Raw genomic sequence first — 19,333 nt, 5'->3', positions numbered from 1 at the left:
AGAACAGAATTAAGACTTCATCAGTTCTCTTTTGCCCTTTAACTTTTGACTTTTAACTTCATCTTGGGGGTAGGGGCTAGTAAGTCAAAAGCTAAAAGTAAAAAGAACAGAATTAAGACTTCATCAGTTCTCTTTTGCCCTTTAACTTTTGACTTTTAACTTCATCTTGGGGGTAGGGGAGAAGTTGCAGTAAGTTTTTCCCCTCTGCTCCTCTGCGCCTTTGCACCTCTGCCTCTTATGCCCAATCCCCAATCTCATTATTTAGGAGGTCTAAGTCTATCCCGCCAGCTAGGCTGTGGTGATGAAGAACCTGAAGAACCGGAACTGTTTGCTGGAGACGACTCTGTCCGAGTTTTTCGAGGTGGGGGAGAATCTGATTCTACTCTTCTTCGCCGCTGTGGAGTAGATGATTCCTCAGAAGATCTACTGGAACTTGATTCGCTGCGATCGCGCCTTCTCCGTCTTGGGGTAGAATCGCTTGATTGCTGTTCATCTTGAGAATAGCTCCTCCGGCTTCTACGTCTCCTAGATGAACCACTCTCCTCAGAATTTCTAGCACTTTCTCTTTCTGAGTCATCATCAGAGTCAATAGAACTATTCACCACTTGCTTGGGTTTAATGGACTGGGCTTTGATTGTGCCTTTGCGACCTTCTAATTTGGGTCGTTTGGGAAACTTTTCTACTGGCATTCCCTCTGCGGCTTTTTCCATAAATTCGTGCCAAGTATAAGCGGCACTACTACTACTGCCGTCTGTGGGACGGTTATCATCGTTACCTAGCCAGACTCCTGTCACCATCTGGGGAATGTAGCCAATAAACCATAAATCGCGGGCTTCGTCTGAGGTGCCGGTCTTCCCTGCAACTGGTCTATTATCTAATTGGGCAGCAGCACCAGTCCCTTCTTCTACGACGTTGCGTAGCATCCAAGTCATGATGGCGGCACTGTCAGCGTCAAGGGCCCGTTTTGACTTGAAATTAGCTGACCAGATTACTTTGCCTTGGCGGTTGAGGATGCGGGTAATACCATGAGGTTCTGTGTGCAATCCAAGAGTAGCAAAACTGCCATAAGCGCTGGTCAACTCTAGCAGGTTGACTTCATTTGAGCCGAGTGCTAAGGAATAGGTAGGCTTAAGTTCAGATTTGATCCCCATATCATGGGCAAGTTTAATCGTGGGCGTAAATCCCACATCAATCAACACCTTCACCGCAATAATATTAACAGAGCGGGTGAGGGCATCTCTCATGTTCATGGAACCGTGGAAGTTTTCATTATAGTTTTTCGGTTCATAGCCATCTACGACAAAGGGCGCATCCTCGTAGCTATCGTAGGGGCTTTTACCGCTAGCGATCGCAGTCGCATACACAAACCCTTTAAATGTCGAACCTGGCTGCCTTTGTGCCTGAGTAACCCGATTAAACTGGTTTTTACCAAAGTCTTTTCCCCCCACCATTGCCTTAATTTCACCGCTGCGGGGGTCTATGGCTACCATTGCTGCTTGCTTAAAGTTTTCCCAGCGTCCTTGATTTCGCAGTGTTTTCGCAACAGCTTCTTCTGCAACTTTCTGCCAAGCCGGATTCAGCGTGGTTTCTACTACTAGACCCCCACTTTTTAGCACGTTAGCAGAAACATACTTGGGCAATTCTTTTTGGATGTAGCTGGTGAAGTAGGGTGATTCTACTTGGACTCGTTTGGGTAAACTGCTTTTGAGGGTTAATGGCTCCTGGATAGCTGCTTGCCTTTGTTCTGGGGTAATAACTCCATCTTCTTGCATCCGTAGCAATACTAAGTTACGCCGCCGGATTGCCGCTTCGGGATTCTTGTCTGGGGCGTACAAGCTAGGAGCAGGGGCTAATCCCGCAATCGTTGCCATTTCTGCTAGGGAAAGTTGGTCTGGCGACTTACTAAAATATACCCAGGCTGCATCTGCCACACCGTAAGCTCCAGATCCCAAATAAACCAGATTCAGGTAACGCTCTAGAATCTGATCTTTGGTTAATTCTTGCTCCAGTTTTTGGGCTAGGCGGACTTCCTTGAGTTTGCGCCAGATTGTCTGTTCTTGTTTTAAAAAGAGAATCCGCGTTAGTTGTTGGGTGATGGTGCTACCACCTTCTACCACACCTTGCGATCGCAAATTATTCAAACCCGCTCTCACAATCCCTTGCGGATCAACTCCGTTGTGTTGCTTAAATCTTCTATCTTCTGAGGCGATGAAAGCTTTTTTTAAATTATCTGGTATTTGTTCCAGCTTTAGCTGTTCTCTGGTTGCTTCACCTTGTTGTTGTAATATGGTGCCATCAGCAGCTTTAATGGTCAGTGTTTGCTCTCTGAGTACGGCATTCAACTCGGACTGATCTGGCAAAGTCCGATCTATTGAATTGATGACGTAGATCAAGGCAACTATTCCACCACCCACACCCAAGCCTGCCCAAAACCATAAGCGGCGGTAGAATGGTTTACCGCCAGTTGACCGATTGGCCTTCGTCCTAGATGGTAAAATTTTCATTTTGCTCGGTAACTGCCTCGTCTGCGCCAGATTTGCTGGTGGTAAGCTCTCATTTGTTCCTCCTTGTCCAGAGTCACTCAAATTAGTTGGTCTTCGCTTGAACCAGGAGGTTAGCTTCCCCACGTCAGTTCCTCGCTCAAAGTAGTAACTATATAACCAACTATCAATCAGCTTTGGGGTTATAGCACTACCTTTGTGTTAGTATAATATCCCATAAATAATTAACTAAATTCATCATAAAAATAATGTTTTTTAGATTTGATTTCTACAAGCCGCACACTCGTGACTTCACATCATATGTTAAAATTAGCATATAGCAAAAACCAATTCTTACTGAACCACGAAAACTAAAGATATTGGGTTCTACTGGGAAATAGATATTTTTGTATCAGTCCTCTAGTAGGTAAAATCTTTAAGGTACAGAGGTTAAACATACTTAACTATTTAGGTACTTGTTTAAAAGTCGCCGTCGGTGCTAGAGAGGCTATAAAAGCCTGTGGAGAACTTGTAAGACCTGAAGTAATTCAGGCACAGATATTTGAAGCAGGAATCACGCGACAACAAGAGTCGTGTGAGGTTCAAATTGGCAATATAACTATTGACATTTTCTGAAACAGGTGCAGCAAAGTATCCGCCAAGACAGCCCAAAATCGCCTTACTTCAAGAAAGTCTGATGCCTATTGCGAGACACCCCGAAGCAAAACCCAGACGTAGTGCCATTGCCCTTGGTAGTAATATCGGCGATTCCCAGACAGTTTTAGAAGCAGCAGTAGAGATTTTAGCCCAAACGCCAGGTATTCTCTTAGAAGCCAGATCCAACTGGTATCAAACCAAAGCCGTGGGGCCACCGCAGCCAGATTACCTCAATGGCTGCGTCACATTGCAGGTAGAAATTGTACCCCAGCAGTTATTAGAAATTTTGTTAGGGATTGAACAACAATTTGGGCGTGTGCGTCAGGAACGCTGGGGGCCACGCATCCTAGATTTGGATTTGTTATTATATGATGACATTATTATGGATACGCCAAATCTCCAGATTCCCCACCCACGAATGCGGGATCGGGCCTTTGTGTTAGTACCACTAGCAGAAATTGCCCCAGATTGGCTAGAACCAGTTTCCGGGTGTGTTATTAAAGAACTGCTGAAAGAGGTAGACTGTTCAGATGTACATTTATGGGTGGGCAATTAAAATTACCCTCCTTAAAGGTAGAAGAACGCTGATTTTGCCTCTGTATTCACAGATAATCAGATTTTAATATGCCATTAGGTAGAGAATTACCACAACTACTAAGACAACGCCTGTTTTATAAAGGACGCAAGTTTGATTTTGAAGTTAATCGCTTGCGTTTGCCGAATAAATCAGAAGGAGAATGGGAATGCATTCGTCACCCTGGTGGTGCCCTAGCTGTGCCAGTGACAGCAGAAGGTAAACTTGTGCTGGTGCGCCAGTATCGTTTTGCAATTCAGGGACGGATATTAGAATTTCCGGCGGGGACAGTAGAAGCAAATGAACAGCCTTTAGAAACAATACAGCGTGAAATTGCTGAAGAAACTGGCTATAGTGCTCAAAAGTGGGACAAACTAGGTGAATTTTTCCTAGCTCCCGGCTATTCTGATGAAATTATCTATGCTTTTCTGGCGCGAGATTTAGAAAAGCTGGAGACACCACCACCACAAGATGGAGACGAGGATATCGAAACTGTGTTTTTGACTCCCGAAGAATTAGAAAAAGCTATTCTGGAGGGAGAGCCGGTAGATGCTAAATCAGTTTCTAGCTTTTTTTTGGCGCGTCCGTTTTTAATTTAATACCCTTCCCTTATGCTGCTAGAGTTAGCGATTGCAGATGCCTACGGTGCAGGCTTTGAATATGCAGACGAGATGATCGTTAACAACGACTTGAGTCGATACGTCCAACATCCGCGTTTTCGACTCATCCCTGGCAGCTATACTGATGACACCCAGATGAGCATTGCCATTGCAGAAGTGATTGTTGCTCAAGCACCGTGGACGCCAGAAGTTTTAGCCGATAGTTTTGTTAGAGCCTTCAAACGCGATGAGAGAGAGGGTTATTCTAGAAATTTCTACCATTTTCTGGGAGAAATTCAGGATGGGGAAGAGTTTTTAACGAAAATTAACCCTGATAGTGACAAAAGCGGGGGAGCGATGCGTGCAGCGCCCATTGGCATCTATCCGACACCAGAAAAAGTCATTGAAGCGGCAACAATTCAAGCGGCAATTACCCACAATACACCAGATGGGATTAATGCTGCCGTTGCGGCTGCCTTAATGTCACATTATTTTATCTATCGACTGGGAGCAAAGCGCAAATTAGGACTATTTCTAGAAGGTTACGTATCTGGTGAATGGTCTAAACCGTGGGAAGGTAAAGTAAAATCCAAAGGCTGGATGAGTGTCAGGGCAGCGATTACTGCGGTGATGCGAAATGACAGCATGAGCGAACTTTTACAAGATTGTATCGCTTTTACTGGTGATGTAGATACAGTAGGTGCGATCGCCCTAGCAGCTGGTTCTTGTAGCGAAGAAATTACACAAGACATTCCCCATCATCTTGTCACAGGCTTAGAGAATGGAGCTTACGGTAGAGATTACCTCATCCAACTAGATAAACAGCTAATGAGTTTGGTGGACAAAAACTCATAGTAAGTGCCTCTAGTCCTTGAGAACTTTATCTTACATTTAATTACATCTACCTACTTAGCGCTTCTCGTTTGAATGAGAAGTGCTATTTATTACCTTGGCTAGAGTGACATAGAAATTGACTTAGAGTCAAAGTTGTAAGAGCATGACAGGAAGAAGCCCACAACTCCTAAATATGTGTCTCTATGCAATACACATAGATGTTTCATACAGATGAGAAAAATTACAACTTTTAACAGTGCCGGCAAACTAACTGCTCTTTTGTTCTTGATAACTCTCTTCCTGACGCCTTGTGTGATTGTCAATGCAGGCGAACGCGGCGTATTGATGAAATTTGGCGAAGTACAAAACCAGATATTAGGAGAAGGACTTCACTTAATTATTCCTGTAGTCAATACTGTAAAAAAGTTGAGTATTCGAGTCCAAAAACAGGAAATTTCGGCAGAGGCTTCTTCCAAAGATTTACAAAATGTTTTCGCCGATGTCGCTCTTAATTGGCATATTATTCCGCAGGAAGTAAATGTTATTTTTCAAGAAATTGGAGATGAGCAAAATGTAGTCATTCGGATTATTAACCCAGCAGTAGAAGAAGTACTAAAAGCAGTCATAGCAAAGTATACTGCTGAAGAAATTATTACTAAACGAGGAGAAGTCAAAAGTGGAGTAGATGAGGCATTATCTACACGACTGAGTAGCTATCATGTTGCAGTTGATGATATTTCTCTAGTTCATGTTCATTTTTCAGAACGATTTGATGAGGCGGTGGAGGCGAAGCAGATTGCTGAACAAGAAGCAAAACGAGCAGAGTTTATCGCGCTGAAAGCAACAAGACAGGCTGAGGCTAAAGTTAATTTAGCCAAGGGAGAGGCTGAGGCGCACAAATTATTACGCGATGGTTTAACTCCAGAAATTCTGCAAAAGCAAGCAATAGAAAAATGGAATGGCAAGCTGCCATTAATTGTCAGTAAAGAGGCTCCGAAATTCTTGAATTTAAGTGAACTTTTAAAATTTGATTAAAATTAATCTTCTCATTCATCGATTTGCTCTTAGAAGCTCAGATTCCCGACTTCTTCAAGAAGTCGGGAATCTTTTTGTTCGGAACTCCTGCACAGATTGGTATATTTGCTACAGATGCATTGTAGGAGTGCACATTTGTACGCTCCCATAACCTATCCCTTTGTAGTGGCATGGCAAGGCTAAAATGTTGCAAAAAAATTGTCGGTTGGGGAGCCACTGCGTTGCGCGGGTTAAGAGCGTTGTAGCAAGTGGCGTTGGAGGCTTTGCCAAAGCCAACATGTATCAGGATGTTGGGTTGCGCTCCACTCCACCCAACCTACGTCTAATGCACAATTTTTTTGCTTGCCACGCCAGTAGAAAGGTGTTGAAGAAGAATTCAGAAGCGGAGCCTACGCCTCCGATCAGAATCAAGACGCGACTCGAAAATACTCGCTATCCGCCAGTCATGCATAATTCATTCTGTACATGGATAACGGGGCGTTTAGCCCATTCTGACTCCTGAATTCTGTTCGATAAACTAAATTAACTGTTGGAGAATAAAATAGGTACATCGAGAATCTTCAACTGGATCAATAGTACGATCAACAGCGTATAAACTGTTGAGGAAATTAGACCTGTGAATAATTCTTTTTTGAGGTTATGTTCTTGAGGTTCTTTTTGAAAAATTTCCTTAGAACCGAACTGCATCAATAAAATCCCCACAATATTAGAGAGCCAGTATCCGATAATTGAAGCAGGTAGAAGTAATTTTGGTGAAAAGAAACTACATACATACCCAAAACCATAAGCTATTGGCAGATTGAATAGTAAGTCATTCCACCAACATAGTGGTGACAACAAATATCCCAGTACTATTAAAAATCCACCTCTGAGTTTTTTGAAAATATCTTTTTTGAACTCTTTTGGATTAGACTGTTGTACCTTCTCTAGTTCTGTGTCTTCTGTTACATTCAATTCTTGACTAACGTTTTGGACGCTTTCCATAAAAACCCACTATTCCTCTGATCTTAGTGTAGTTTAATATATAAACTAAATTAAAGTCTAGTATCAGGAGTTATAATATTTTCGATTTTTAATGCTGAAAGCCCTACAATCACACAGTCTCAGCAAAATAATAAAAAGTAAAATTGAGGTTTAAATCAAATGCAACTTCAGAATATCTCATTTAAACCAGAGAAAATGTTTGAAAAGTCTTCTTATTGGTAGCCAAATATTCTATATTCCCCCAAATCCCTCTATAAATCAATACGCTTGGGTTAAGGGCTACTGGCAACAATTTTGGGTTTTTTAGACGCGATAAATCGCCGTCTCTACAAGTGTTTTGTTGATCCTTCTGAACTGTATTGCTCTATAAATAGGGGGACTTTGATTCCGATTACACCCTATTTAGGAAATCTGAGTAAAATAGAACAGTTGATACACTATTGAGACAATCAACACTTATTTATCGCTCAATAAGTTTTAAAATTAGAATATATCTTAATCGAATTATAGCACACGATGACATCCAACACCGATACTACAATAGCCAGAGCTTTCTTCCTTTGGGAGTAGGTAGATGTTGAGTAGCAAAATTTTATTCCTGCATATAGCATGGGCAGAAATTTGAACTAATAATAGCTACAATAAAATTACTGAGGCATCTTAATTGGAAAATGACAGACTTAACTCCAAATAGCAACTTTTTGATAGCAGCAATTGTTTTTATAACAATTGCTGTCATCGGAAAATCTAAATTAGCTTTTATTGAAATCAATCCTGGTTTTTTTGGTAGACTTTTGGCTCTAATTATTGGGACTTCAAGTCTATTATATGCTTTGGGATTGTTCAATTTTTCAGTCGAAAACCTTGACTTATTAAGAACTTCTCTGACAGAACAAATAAAACAGAGCATAAGTTCAATTAACGAGCTTTTGCAAGGCTCATAATCAGTCATAAAATTTATTTCTGGCGTTATAGTTAAGGGGACAATATTGAGTTTAGTCCCTTAACCTTTATATTACTAATAATATGCTCCGACAAGACTATAAGTTAGACTAGCCATTACTAGTAAAGTAACAATCACATAAATAAATTCTCGCTGTAGTAAAAAAGTTAATAGGGAAATAAAAACGCGCAAAATTGGAGTCGCAATTAGTAGTAGCAGTCCGAGTTGAATAATGCCGCGTAGGCGTAGCCCGCCGTAGGCATCGCTACCTGATAAAACTGCTTTTACTACACCGATAGGTGAGCGAAGTTCCGATGGTTCTCCTCGAAAAAAGCGATATTCCGCAGGTTCAGCACCGTGATGAATCAAGTAGAGTATCCCCCCTAACAAAACCACAGCACTAGCTATCAAAACACCATATTTCATGAGGTTACTGAGCAAATATTCTAATTGCTGCTCGCTTAATGTTTTGATGATGTTATTGTTAGCATCAATTTCACCTTCATTAGGTAGCTGTGCTACTGTGCTAGTGTTTTGTTCTTTTAATTTTTCGACATTAGAGTCTGGATCTTCCGGTGGTAAAGTTAGTGTAACCACTTCACTATTTGGTTGTGCTAGTAATGCCCAACGAAAGCTATTATTAAATTTATACATTTTACAGCCCCCCTATTAAACTGTTATAGACCATCTTCAAAGCCATTACCACCAGCACAACACTGAAGATAATTCTTAAAATCTGCGTTTTAGCGCCTGTCAATACTCGTGCGCCTAAGAAAGCACCAGGTAATACCCCCAACATCACCGGCATAGATAGTCCCGGATCGATGTAGCCTCGTGCTAGGTAAACTCCAGTTGATGCTGCTGCTGTCACGCCGATCATAAAATTGCTGGTGGTGGTAGAAACTTTGAAGGGTAGACGCATAGTTTGATCCATCGCCAATACCTTGAATCCCCCAGAACCAATACCAAGTAACCCAGAAAGCACCCCAGCTATTAACATCACACCAAATCCCATTGGTACTGAATGAACTTGGTAAGACATCACTCCCTCAGGAGTTGGATAACTACTATTCAGTTTGAGATAATTTGCGATCGGATCTATTACTTCATCGTCAGCGTGTTCTATTCTGGGTCGTTGTGAAAGATATGCTGAATAAATCAGGACGATCGCTAGCACGATAGTTAGGGCTTTTACAGAAACAAAAGTAGCGATCGTTGCTCCTGCGATCGCACCAATGGTTGTTGCTACTTCTAAAAACATTCCCAATCGCAAATTAGTATAGCCTTTTTTAATATAAGTAGATGCTGCACCCAAAGAAGTAGCGATTACAGATACTAGTGAAGCACCGACGGCGTATCGAATATCAACGCCAAATACCGAAGTTAATAAGGGAACAATTACTACTCCACCCCCTAGCCCAGTTAGCGCCCCTAATAAGCCAGCGCTAAATGAACCAATCCAAATAAGTAATGAAAATTCTAAAGTAGTCAAATTTAATTCCTCTTTTTTTTACATGTATATCAAGATGCCAAAATATTTTTTGTATTATTTAAAACTTAATCGACATTTTATTACTGACTACAGATATAGCTGTTTATAATCGTGTCTAATACCCTCATGCTTGGGTATTCAAGAGTCAGAAGCCAAAAGAAACTTTTAATTTCTAACTTCTCATTCAAAAGCCTCATTAAGTTCCTGAAAGTGTAAAGATTAAATCAATACTAGATACTGGTATTGTCGTAGGTGCAATTACAGCAAAAGATTGCACCAGCACTTCCGAGAAGGAAAGACAATCTAGTTTTAAACCATAATGGGATAACTTTTCTTTTTTCATTAAGCAAGTTTTGACCGTGCCAATTTTAGATTTTAGAAAATTTGCGGTTCATGCCCCGCCCGAAGTCAAGCGGAACAAATCCAAAATCCCAAATTTAAAATCATAATGCCCTGCACCCTTGTGGTCGGGGTCAATCCAAAAGACGCTCGTTCGCCCTTGGCGTCTCCCCTTCTCACATTGGGAGAGGCTAACGCCAAGGGAGAAGACTCGGCTTAGCTGCGCTATCGCAAATCTAAAATCCAAAATTGTTTGACCTTTCCAATGGCGCATATCTCGATGGAGATACAGGGAATTATGGGTTATATTTGAGTAAATTTTCTTCTTTCTTGACTAGTCTCTGACTTATATTTACAGATATCAATATATCTCTAACTTAATGCATATATCTTTGATTGTATTTCTAAAGATATATTTAATACTACCCGATGTATTTCCTAGAATCAAGTATTAGTAAAAATCTAATCTTCCTTTTTATTCACAAAGATAAAATCGCGTTAATAACTTAAACATATAGGAATACTTCAAATTTATTTTCATCAATGAAGCTCACGGTAAACACTTAGAATATTGTCAAAAGCAATACATATTAAACATCGGAATTATTCAAATTTAATCTTAAGACAAAGATATTTAGAGAATTTAACGTGAAAAACTTACTTAAAAGATAAGTGTATTAAATTAAATCAGCCAAAGGTAATACTTCCAAAATACAGTTGAAATGGTAGGGTAAAAATTAAAATTTATGCTCAAGAAAACCGAAGTATTATCGCAGGCATTTTTTACAGAAATTCAATATTTAGCATTAGTTACAATATTGACGATACTCTTTAAATATCCAGCTATGGGCTGCAATTTGTAAAAGATTGGGACAAGAACATGAAAAACTTCAGATACATTTTGATGGTGGTTGTATTATTCGCAAGCTTAGTATTTGCTAAACCTTCCTTAGCCGATCGCCCGAAATATAGCCAAAACCCTGATTACATCACACTGACTCAACAATTGAATAATTTGAAAACGGCGGAAAAAACACAAACTCAATTAGAGGGCTATACGCCAGAGCAAATCGACCAGAAAATCAACGAGTTAGAGTTGCAACAATATGCTTTTGAGTCAGGAATCGACTGGGGTCAATGTAGTAATCAAACAGGAAAAACTCTAGCCATCTACGGCCCAGAACCAAATATTGAGGATGATGAATATTCCGAGGGGGCTGCATTGTATTTTCTGGGTAATGGCCAGACAACTAAAGATCGATGGAATTGTAAGGGAGTTTATCTACCAAATGACGCTACAGCCTTGACTATGGGAATAAATGAACAAGGCACAGAATTGCCGGGTGGGTTTGTAATTAAGGTTCCGAATGGAACTAACTTAGTTTTGAAGACAAATCCAGATACCGGCGTGATTGAATTCAATCAAGCTGGTACTAAAATCTTGAAAAGTGGCGAAGTGAATTGGTTTGTCCCGAACGTATCGCAAGACATTGTAGATGCACGTGTGATCAATGCACCTACCAAGAATCTCTAAATTACTAGTAGTCTGTCAATAAATAATTGATGGATAAATTAAGAGTAGAGACGGCGATTTATCGCGTCTCTCTAACCGTCAAAATGAATTTGACAGATTACTAGAGTGAATTTATCGAGGAAGCTAGTCCCGATGAAACGAGTCTCAAAAGCCTTGCATGTTAATGTTACCGGAGACTGAGATTTATTAAAACATAACTAACAATCACGCTCAATGCCCTCATTCTGAAATTAACTCACGATACACTGTCATTGTTTCCTGATGAACGCGGGCAACACTCAGCCTTTCTAAGTTTTTATTTGCCCGCTGTTTCCATTCGTGCAGCATCTCGGCACTACTCAGTAATTTTACTAAAACCCCAGCCAAAGCATTACTATCTTTTACTGGCACTAAAAGACCTGCTTGCCCATTGTCCAAAGCTTCAGGAATGCCGTCTACCTGAGTACCAACGATCGCAATTCCAGTTTCTCTAGCTTCTGAAAGTACCAGAGGACAAGGGTCGCGATGGGAAGCTAGCACAAATATGTCACAAGATATCAGATAGCGTTGCGGTTCTGGTTGGAAGCCTTCAAAATGAATGCGTTCTTTTACAGAAGTTGTTTGTGCTTGAGCCTCAAATAGTTGTTTATCAGGGCCACTTCCGACTAAATAAAGATGGGCTTGGGGAAAATCTGAGGCAATTTGTTCAAAGGCCGCGATTAACTCAGCAATTCCCTTACGTTGATACATGCCGGCGACAGTGGCGATCGCTGGATGCTTTAATGGTAAAGGTTGATAATCTTTTATCTGTCGGGTGCGAGGACTGCCTAAAGTGCCATTACATACTACCCGCAACTTGTATTCTGGAATACCACGCCTAATCATAGAATCTCCCACAGCCTTACTGACAGCAATTACCCTGTCAGCTAAACCCATCAGCAGGCTGGCACGCTGAAATTCATTGTGGACTGTGGAAACTAAAGCATATTTTTGTCCAAAAATACGTGCTAGTATGACCCCCGTCATCATGTGAGCGTGAACAATATCCGGTTGAAATTCAGCTGCGATCGCTCGGTAACGTATAGCTGCTTTAATCATACTGAGCGGTTTCCTGGTTTGGTCTAGTTGGTAGTGTTTGACACCACAAATCTCTAGTAAAACTTCATATTCACCACCAGCAGAAATAATCGCTACCTCATAACCAGATTTTGCCTGTAGACAAGCTAGATCCACAGCCACATTCACAATCCCGTTACCTATTTCTTGAACGTGATTCAAAATATGTATAATTCGCATAATCTTTGAGATGTGTATAAAAAATAAAGATAAGTAACTGAGTATAAATCAACATAATTATTGAGGTCTTCAGTGACAACTCAAAAGTAGTCAGTAGTGCATAAAATTGACTACTGGCTACTGATTAAGAGCGCTTCTAACAGTTACCTAGCTTAAAGACTTATTCAGTAACGGTTCGATAAATCGGGGTAAAACTCCAAAATTCTGAATACTGAATCTGCTATTTTGAGTCCCTACACCCGGATTTCTCACCAATGCTCAAAGCCTGTGCAGGGGAGCAGAGGAGAGTTCAATGTGCCAAGTTCAATCCCCTCCGCCCCTCTGCCCCTCTGCCCATCAGCATTTCAAACTTGTGAGAAATGCGGGTACAGTATTATTTTCTGTTTCCCAATACCCTGGCATCTAACTTTAGTACGGCACAGATGACATTTAATATTCTTTTTACACCTTAGCGACTTTGGATAATTTCACTGCGACAAATCTGGTAGTTGGTAGTAACGTCCTTGTCTAGCGCTCAGTCGAACTCTGAGCGCTCACAGGCAAGTCCGCCAGTTGCACAGAATCCAATTCTAAATTTTGAAGACTGGCGCTTTTATTCTGGGCATTTTGCCAGACATCATAGTACAACTCAATCAATACAAGTTTACGAACCTGAGAATTGTTTTCTTCAGAGCGGCGTGATGAAATAGCATTTAGCAAAAACTTCCAAGACTGAGGATAAAGTATAGACGGATCTATCATTGATAGAAAACTCTTGATATTTTTTTGCTTCAGTGCTACTAAAATCCAATGGAGTTTCAGGTAATTTTTTATATCCTGAAAGACAGGAATCTTTGAGCGATGTTGGTCATTTACCAAGGCGTAAATTTTCTCTTTCATCAAAATATTTGTCGCCAAGCGCCGAGACAAAGAAAACTTTTGATTATACGCACCCGGCCAGATAGTGCGGTAAGCAAGACACTGGTTGAAGAAAATAGCATCGCCAAACTGGGCAATCCGAATCCAGGAATCGATGTCATCACAGTTAGCATCGAGTGTGGAGTCCCAACCACCAGTTTGCAGAAAAGCATCACGCCGACAAGCTACTTGTACAGGAGTACCAAAGGGTACAAGCTCTAAGAGCATACCGTAGTGAATATCAGCTTGGGGGATATAAAAAGCTAAACCGGGGCCAACTTGGGGGGTGCGAGAGAGTTCAACTTCATTGCCATCGACCTGAGCCGCCACACAAGAGCAGATTACAGCATCGGGACGAAGTGCGATCGCCTTTGCTATCTCTTCTATGCAGTTGGGCGCTAAATAATCATCATCATCTAAAAACTTAATCCAGTTGCCGCTAGCTTTGGCAACTCCTGCATTTACCGTTGCTGCATGACCAAGGTTCACTTCGTTGCGATGGTAAACAATCTTGTCCCCTAAGGTTTTGAGATAGGTTTGGGTGTCATCAGATGAACAGTCGTCGGCAACAACCACCTCACACTCAATTGTTTGGTTACGAGCTGAATCAATTGCTCTTTTCAGCAAATTCAAGCGATTATAGGTACTGATGACGATGCTAAATTTCATAAATTTTACCCCTGTGGTACAGCATTCTGCAATATAGCTTTGATCTTGAGGCTGTTGTATCAGTAAAATTATCAATCTGAACAAGTAGACTGAAATAGGATTATCGATTTATCATTGATGATCGTGAGTTTTTTTTAAGCAGACAGAAAGACTATGAACGCTCAAGAGATTATCCGCTCCATTGAAGCGGAACAGATAAAATCAAATCTGCCCGATATTTATGTGGGTGACACTGTAAAAGTGGGAGTGAAAATCAAGGAAGGCGAAAAATACCGCGTCCAACCCTATGAGGGAGTAGTAATTGCCAAGCGTAATGGTGGCATTAACGAAACTATTACAGTCCGTAAGGTTTTTCAAGGCGTGGGCGTTGAGCGGGTATTTTTGCTGCATTCTCCCCGCATTGACAGCATTAAGGTATTACGTCGTGGTAAAGTCCGCCGTGCTAAACTGTATTATCTCCGCGATCGCGTAGGTAAGGCAACCCGGATCAAGCAACGGTTTGACCGCCCTTTGTGATTCGTCCTTCAATCATTATGGGAGAAATCTCAAGCGGCATCTGCCGCTGACTTGTTTTTCCAGCGAAATTGAGGTATGATATAAATCGCATATTGCGTTAAACTGAAATTTAGTTCAGCGCAATCACTGAATCGAAAACAGCTTGTGCGCTCTTAGTTCAGTTGGTAGAACGCAGGTCTCCAAAACCTGATGTCGGGGGTTCAAGTCCTCCAGGGCGCGCTCAAGAGCAAAAAACCAAGCCCGAAATAATTACGCAGCTGCTATATTAGCAGTTAGCGATAATAATTTCGGGTAAACTTATTGTATTTGCAGTTGTTTTGCTTTCAATTAAGTGGAATAGAGTCGAAACTGCAAATCTGGACGAACAAAGAGTAAGAAACAAGAGGATAAACGGTCGTGGCCAAAAAAAGTGAAGCAGAATTGCCAGAAACTCCCAACGGGTTTAGCTTTGGCAACTTCATACAGGGAACCAAAGAAGAACTTGAAAAAGTAGTTTGGCCCAGTCGGCAACAGATAGTAAGCGAATCAGCTGCTGTGTTGTTAATGGTGGCACTCTCCGCATCTTTGATATACTTGGTCGATGGATTGTTTCATTGGGCAGCAAAACAGGTGTTCTGATGACTTTTGCAACAGATGAACCACGCAACTCAACGTTGCAGTCAGAGGAAACAGCAGAAACAGCAGAAGCAGCGTCCAAAGAAGCACGCTGGTATGCAGTGCAAGTAGCCTCAGGCTGTGAAAAGCGTGTAAAGACTAACTTAGAGCAACGCATTCAGACTTTTGATGTAGCTGACAAAATTGTTCAGGTAGAAATTCCGCAGACGCCAGCGGTGAAAATCCGCAAAGACGGCAGTCGCCAGCATACAGAAGAAAAAGTTTTCCCTGGCTATGTGCTGGTGCGGATGATGATGGATGATGATACTTGGCAGGTGGTACGAAACACCTCTCATGTAATCAACTTTGTCGGTTCAGAACAAAAACGTGGCAGTAGTAAGGGTCGCGGTCATGTCAACCCTATACCACTGAGTTCTTCAGAAGTCGAACGTATATTCAAACAAACCAGCGAACAAGAAGCTGTTGTCAAAATTGACATGGCTACTGGTGATAAGATAATGGTGCTTTCTGGCCCATTTAAAGATTTTGAAGGCGAGGTGATTGAAGTTTCTCCAGAGCGGAGTAAACTTAAAGCCTTACTTTCAATTTTCGGCAGGGATACACCAGTAGAATTGGAATTTAATCAGGTAGAGAAACAGAGCTAAATACAAATGGCGAAGAAAGTAGTGGCGGTCATTAAACTGGCCTTGAATGCTGGAAAAGCCAACCCAGCACCGCCAGTCGGGCCCGCCTTGGGTCAACATGGTGTCAACATCATGATGTTTTGTAAAGAGTATAATGCCAAAACAGCAGACCAAGCTGGAATGGTGATACCTGTAGAAATTTCGGTTTTTGAAGACCGGAGTTTTACGTTTGTACTCAAAACGCCACCTGCATCAGTACTGATTCGGAAAGCGGCGAAAGTAGAAAAAGGCTCGAATGAACCCAACAAAAAGAAGGTTGGGTCAATTAGCAAAGCACAATTGCAAGAAATAGCCCAAACGAAACTCCCCGACCTCAATGCCAACGATATCGACGCGGCAATGAAGATTGTGGCAGGAACGGCTAAAAATATGGGCATAACAGTCACGGATTAGTCATTGGTCATTAGTAAAAAACTAACGACAAAGGACAAAGGACAAATAACTAAAAATTATCGGGGGAGAGGCGAGGCTTCGGAATTACCCCAGGAGAACAAAATGCCAAAAATATCGCGTCGTTTGCAGGGACTGCAAGCAAAAGTAGAAGATAAGGACTATCATCCCCTAGAGGCTTTAGCCCTTCTCAAGGACACAGCAACAGCTAAATTTACCGAAGCTGCTGAAGCTCATATCCGGTTGGGAATTGACCCTAAGTATACAGATCAACAGTTGCGGACAACGGTAGCACTGCCCAAAGGTACAGGACAAATCGTCCGAGTGGCGGTGATAGCCAGAGGCGAAAAGGTAAACGAAGCTAGCAACGCTGGTGCTGATATAGTCGGGTCAGAAGAACTGATTGACGAAATCCAGAAAGGTAGATTAGATTTTGACAAGCTGATTGCCACACCCGATGTCATGCCACAAGTGGCAAAACTAGGTAAGTTGCTTGGGCCGCGTGGTTTGATGCCATCACCCAAAGGTGGAACCGTAACATTTGATTTAGCAGGTGCGATCGCAGAATTCAAAGCTGGTAAATTAGAATTCCGGGCTGACCGAACTGGCATTGTTCATGTTATGTTTGGTAAGACAACTTTCTCACCTGAAGATTTGTTAGTCAACCTGAAGGCATTGCAGGAGACGATTGACCGTAACCGTCCTTCCGGAGCTAAAGGTCGTTATTGGCGCACATTTTATGTGGCAGCCACAATGGGGCCATCAATTAAAGTTGATATCAGCGCCCTACGAGATTTGAAACTGAGCGAAGCAGCTTAACTAAGAGTTAGGAGTTATGAGTTAGGAATTAAGAGTTAGGAGTTATGAGTTTTATTACTAACTCCTCACTCCTAACTTGAAATTAAATAGGCAAAGCCGAAGACAGCAGGTGCTAATAGCTTAAATATCCTGCCGAGGTTAAAACTCTAATTGTCAGAATTACCACCCACAAAGGTGTGATAACTATGGCGTCAAGAGTTTTAATACTCAACCCCGGCTAAATTAGCCGGGGTTTGTTGTTTGGGTTCAGGTTGAGAAAAAACGTAAAAGTAGGGCAATCACCGATTGTTTTAAGGAGGTGAGATTGGAATGGGTAGAACACTAGAAAATAAAAAAGAAATAGTAGCTGACCTCAAAGAAACTTTGAGTGAGTCAACTCTGGCACTGGTAATTGACTATCAGGGGCTAACAGTTTCGGAAATCACAGACTTGCGGCGGCGGCTGCGTCCTAGTGGCACCGTTTGTAAGGTGACTAAGAACACTCTGATGGGCATTGCCATTGAAGGCGATGAAAAATGGCAACCTCTGTCAGAATTACTCAACGGTGCTTCTGCCTTTTTGCTGGTAAAAGACGATTTTTCATCGGCAATTAAGGCATACCAAGAATTCCAAAAAGTCACCAAGAAGACAGAACTTCGCGGCGGTGTGTTGGAAGGTCGCCTACTCAAAGAACCTGATGTCAAGATACTTGGAGACTTGCCATCTAAGGAACAACTCATCGCCCAAATTGCTGGGGCTATCAACGCCTTGGCTACCAAGATTGCTGTGGGTATCAACGAAGTTCCTGGTTCACTGGCTCGTGCTTTGAAGGCTGTGGCCGACCAAGAGCAAAGTGGTGGTAGCACCGAAACCGCTGCTGTCGAAGATAGCAGCACCGAAAGCACTGCTGAAGCTGATAGCAGCACTGAAACTGCTGCTGAATAGACTTCGCGGTTCATCAGTCAAGAGGAGGCAGTGCAGTCTTGGGGTCTCCCCAAGTGGAGCAACTGCCGTTCAAAATCTAATGACTAATGACTAATAAATAATCAAACTTACAGGAGTTATATCAATGTCTGCTGCAACCGATAACATTTTAGAACAACTAAAAACTCTTTCTTTGCTGGAAGCTTCTGAGTTAGTCAAGCAAATTGAAGAAGCTTTTGGTGTAAGTGCTGCTGCACCTGTTGGCGTAGCAATTGCCGGCCCTGGTGTTGTTGCTCCTACTGAGGAAGTTGTTGAGCAAACCGAGTTTGAAGTGATTCTCGAATCAGTCCCAGCTGATAAGAAGATTGCCGTGCTGAAGATTGTTCGGGAATTGACCGGTTTGGGTCTGAAAGAAGCCAAAGACTTGGTGGAAGCTGCGCCCAAGGCAGTTAAAGAAGGTATTGCTAAAGATGCTGCTGAAGATGCTAAGAAACGCATCGAAGAAGCTGGCGGTAAGGTGACTATTAAGTAGTCACAATTACATTAGTAGTTTTTTATTTACTCTCCACCGAGAGGCTCAGATCCTCGACTTCTTGAAGAAGTCGGGGATCTTTTTGTTCGTAATTCCTGCACGGATTGTTATATGAAAATACTATTAAGTATTACAACGCTCATTTATGGAAACGTGTATACTTTTTGATCTGGTAAGGGCACAGCATCATAGGTAAGTTGGAAAAAGTAGGACTAATTTCAATACTGTTTGGTTAAGGCAAGAGACGCGATAAATCGCCGTCTCTACAATAATTCAGTAAATTTTGCATTGAGGTTTATATATCAATACAGTTCAGTTAAGCATTTCTTTCTTCTCTTTGCATCCAACTCTTACGAGACGCTGCGCGTTGGCAAAGCCTCTCGCAGAGAAGGCGGTAGCCTGCGGCAAGCCGCTTCGCGTCTACGTTAAAAAAATTGAATTTGACAAAGAGTTTTAGCCTTAACCCAAGCGTATTGGTTTATATATGATTTGTTTAATGTTAAAACAGCTTGCGTAATGAAAATTACCTCCTCAAAACTTTTCAGACATCCTCTAAGAGTTCC

Annotated in this window: 19 protein-coding genes, 1 tRNA gene and 1 other annotated feature; of the genes, 14 read left to right on the top strand and 6 right to left on the bottom strand. The window is 41.8% G+C overall.

Annotated features, from left to right (window positions below; all coding sequences use genetic code 11):
- Positions 1–257 precede the first annotated feature (257 nt).
- Entirely contained in the window at positions 258–2,627 is a 2,370-nt protein-coding gene (locus tag V7K67_RS29855; RefSeq protein WP_334733954.1) for a transglycosylase domain-containing protein, read from the bottom strand.
- Positions 2,628–3,177: 550 nt separating this feature from the next.
- On the opposite strand from V7K67_RS29855, the gene folK reads away from it, so the two are divergent.
- From folK to V7K67_RS29835, 4 genes are all read left to right on the top strand, one after another.
- Positions 3,178–3,693 carry a 2-amino-4-hydroxy-6-hydroxymethyldihydropteridine diphosphokinase gene (gene folK / locus V7K67_RS29850; protein ID WP_334733961.1) on the top strand — a complete coding sequence of 172 codons (516 nt, stop codon included), beginning with the start codon at positions 3,178–3,180 and terminating at the stop codon, positions 3,691–3,693.
- A 68-nt stretch (positions 3,694–3,761) separates the two neighbouring features.
- Entirely contained in the window at positions 3,762–4,310 is a 549-nt protein-coding gene (locus V7K67_RS29845) for an NUDIX hydrolase (RefSeq protein ID WP_334733955.1), read from the top strand.
- A gap of 12 nt (positions 4,311–4,322) precedes the next feature.
- Entirely contained in the window at positions 4,323–5,165 is an 843-nt protein-coding gene (locus V7K67_RS29840) for an ADP-ribosylglycohydrolase family protein (RefSeq protein WP_334733956.1), read from the top strand.
- 210 nt (positions 5,166–5,375) lie between these two features.
- Positions 5,376–6,179, top strand: a complete 804-nt coding sequence (locus tag V7K67_RS29835) for a prohibitin family protein (protein WP_334733957.1) — start codon at positions 5,376–5,378, stop codon at positions 6,177–6,179.
- A gap of 522 nt (positions 6,180–6,701) precedes the next feature.
- On the opposite strand, the gene V7K67_RS29830 is transcribed toward V7K67_RS29835, so the two are convergent.
- Positions 6,702–7,163, bottom strand: coding sequence for a hypothetical protein (locus V7K67_RS29830; RefSeq protein ID WP_334733958.1), 462 nt, complete (start codon positions 7,161–7,163; stop codon positions 6,702–6,704).
- A 671-nt stretch (positions 7,164–7,834) separates the two neighbouring features.
- Here V7K67_RS29830 and V7K67_RS29825 point away from each other — a divergent pair.
- Positions 7,835–8,107, top strand: coding sequence for a hypothetical protein (locus V7K67_RS29825; RefSeq protein ID WP_334733959.1), 273 nt, complete (start codon positions 7,835–7,837; stop codon positions 8,105–8,107).
- A 74-nt stretch (positions 8,108–8,181) separates the two neighbouring features.
- Here V7K67_RS29825 and V7K67_RS29820 read toward each other — a convergent pair whose 3' ends face one another.
- Both V7K67_RS29820 and V7K67_RS29815 read right to left on the bottom strand, forming a co-directional pair.
- Positions 8,182–8,760 (bottom strand): DUF1634 domain-containing protein, encoded by a 579-nt coding sequence (locus V7K67_RS29820; RefSeq protein WP_334733960.1) that lies wholly within the window; start codon positions 8,758–8,760, stop codon positions 8,182–8,184.
- A gap of 1 nt (position 8,761) precedes the next feature.
- The gene (locus V7K67_RS29815) at positions 8,762–9,598 is read right to left on the bottom strand and encodes a sulfite exporter TauE/SafE family protein (RefSeq protein WP_334710290.1); all 837 of its coding nucleotides are present in this window, start codon (positions 9,596–9,598) and stop codon (positions 8,762–8,764) included.
- A 1,219-nt stretch (positions 9,599–10,817) separates the two neighbouring features.
- Here V7K67_RS29815 and V7K67_RS29810 point away from each other — a divergent pair.
- Positions 10,818–11,471: a hypothetical protein gene (locus V7K67_RS29810; RefSeq protein ID WP_334733753.1), complete on the top strand. Its 654-nt coding sequence runs from the start codon at positions 10,818–10,820 to the stop codon at positions 11,469–11,471.
- A gap of 219 nt (positions 11,472–11,690) precedes the next feature.
- Here the strand turns inward: V7K67_RS29810 and V7K67_RS29805 are convergent, their stop codons facing one another.
- Together V7K67_RS29805 and V7K67_RS29800 are read right to left on the bottom strand one after the other, a co-directional pair.
- Complete coding sequence (locus V7K67_RS29805) at positions 11,691–12,746, bottom strand: glycosyltransferase (protein WP_334733752.1); 1,056 nt, start codon at positions 12,744–12,746, stop codon at positions 11,691–11,693.
- A 507-nt stretch (positions 12,747–13,253) separates the two neighbouring features.
- On the bottom strand, positions 13,254–14,312 hold the full coding sequence (locus tag V7K67_RS29800; protein ID WP_334733751.1) for a glycosyltransferase family 2 protein: 1,059 nt from the start codon (positions 14,310–14,312) through the stop codon (positions 13,254–13,256).
- 153 nt (positions 14,313–14,465) lie between these two features.
- On the opposite strand from V7K67_RS29800, the gene rplS reads away from it, so the two are divergent.
- From rplS to rplL, 8 genes are all read left to right on the top strand, one after another.
- On the top strand, positions 14,466–14,828 hold the full coding sequence (gene rplS, locus V7K67_RS29795) for a 50S ribosomal protein L19 (protein ID WP_094348921.1): 363 nt from the start codon (positions 14,466–14,468) through the stop codon (positions 14,826–14,828).
- A 146-nt stretch (positions 14,829–14,974) separates the two neighbouring features.
- A tRNA-Trp gene (locus V7K67_RS29790) sits at positions 14,975–15,047 on the top strand.
- 177 nt (positions 15,048–15,224) lie between these two features.
- Positions 15,225–15,446, top strand: a complete 222-nt coding sequence (gene secE / locus V7K67_RS29785) for a preprotein translocase subunit SecE (RefSeq protein WP_322678465.1) — start codon at positions 15,225–15,227, stop codon at positions 15,444–15,446.
- Positions 15,446–16,087, top strand: coding sequence for a transcription termination/antitermination protein NusG (gene nusG, locus V7K67_RS29780; protein ID WP_229463193.1), 642 nt, complete (start codon positions 15,446–15,448; stop codon positions 16,085–16,087). The genes secE and nusG overlap by 1 nt, the downstream gene beginning before the upstream one ends.
- Positions 16,088–16,093: 6 nt before the next feature.
- Positions 16,094–16,519 carry a 50S ribosomal protein L11 gene (gene rplK, locus V7K67_RS29775; RefSeq protein ID WP_094331821.1) on the top strand — a complete coding sequence of 142 codons (426 nt, stop codon included), beginning with the start codon at positions 16,094–16,096 and terminating at the stop codon, positions 16,517–16,519.
- Between the two features lie 102 nt (positions 16,520–16,621).
- Complete coding sequence (gene rplA / locus V7K67_RS29770; RefSeq protein WP_334710294.1) at positions 16,622–17,335, top strand: 50S ribosomal protein L1; 714 nt, start codon at positions 16,622–16,624, stop codon at positions 17,333–17,335.
- Positions 17,336–17,413: 78 nt separating this feature from the next.
- Positions 17,414–17,582: a sequence feature (ribosomal protein L10 leader region), on the top strand.
- A gap of 62 nt (positions 17,583–17,644) precedes the next feature.
- Positions 17,645–18,259 (top strand): 50S ribosomal protein L10, encoded by a 615-nt coding sequence (gene rplJ, locus V7K67_RS29765; protein ID WP_334710295.1) that lies wholly within the window; start codon positions 17,645–17,647, stop codon positions 18,257–18,259.
- Between the two features lie 124 nt (positions 18,260–18,383).
- Positions 18,384–18,770, top strand: a complete 387-nt coding sequence (gene rplL / locus V7K67_RS29760; RefSeq protein ID WP_179066191.1) for a 50S ribosomal protein L7/L12 — start codon at positions 18,384–18,386, stop codon at positions 18,768–18,770.
- The last annotated feature ends 563 nt before the right edge of the window (positions 18,771–19,333 follow it).

It is taken from the genome of Nostoc sp., from assembly GCF_036917155.1.
GTDB lineage: Bacteria > Cyanobacteriota > Cyanobacteriia > Cyanobacteriales > Nostocaceae > Nostoc.
Note: the sequence above shows the minus strand (reverse complement) of the source record. Positions and strands in the feature narration are given on the sequence as shown.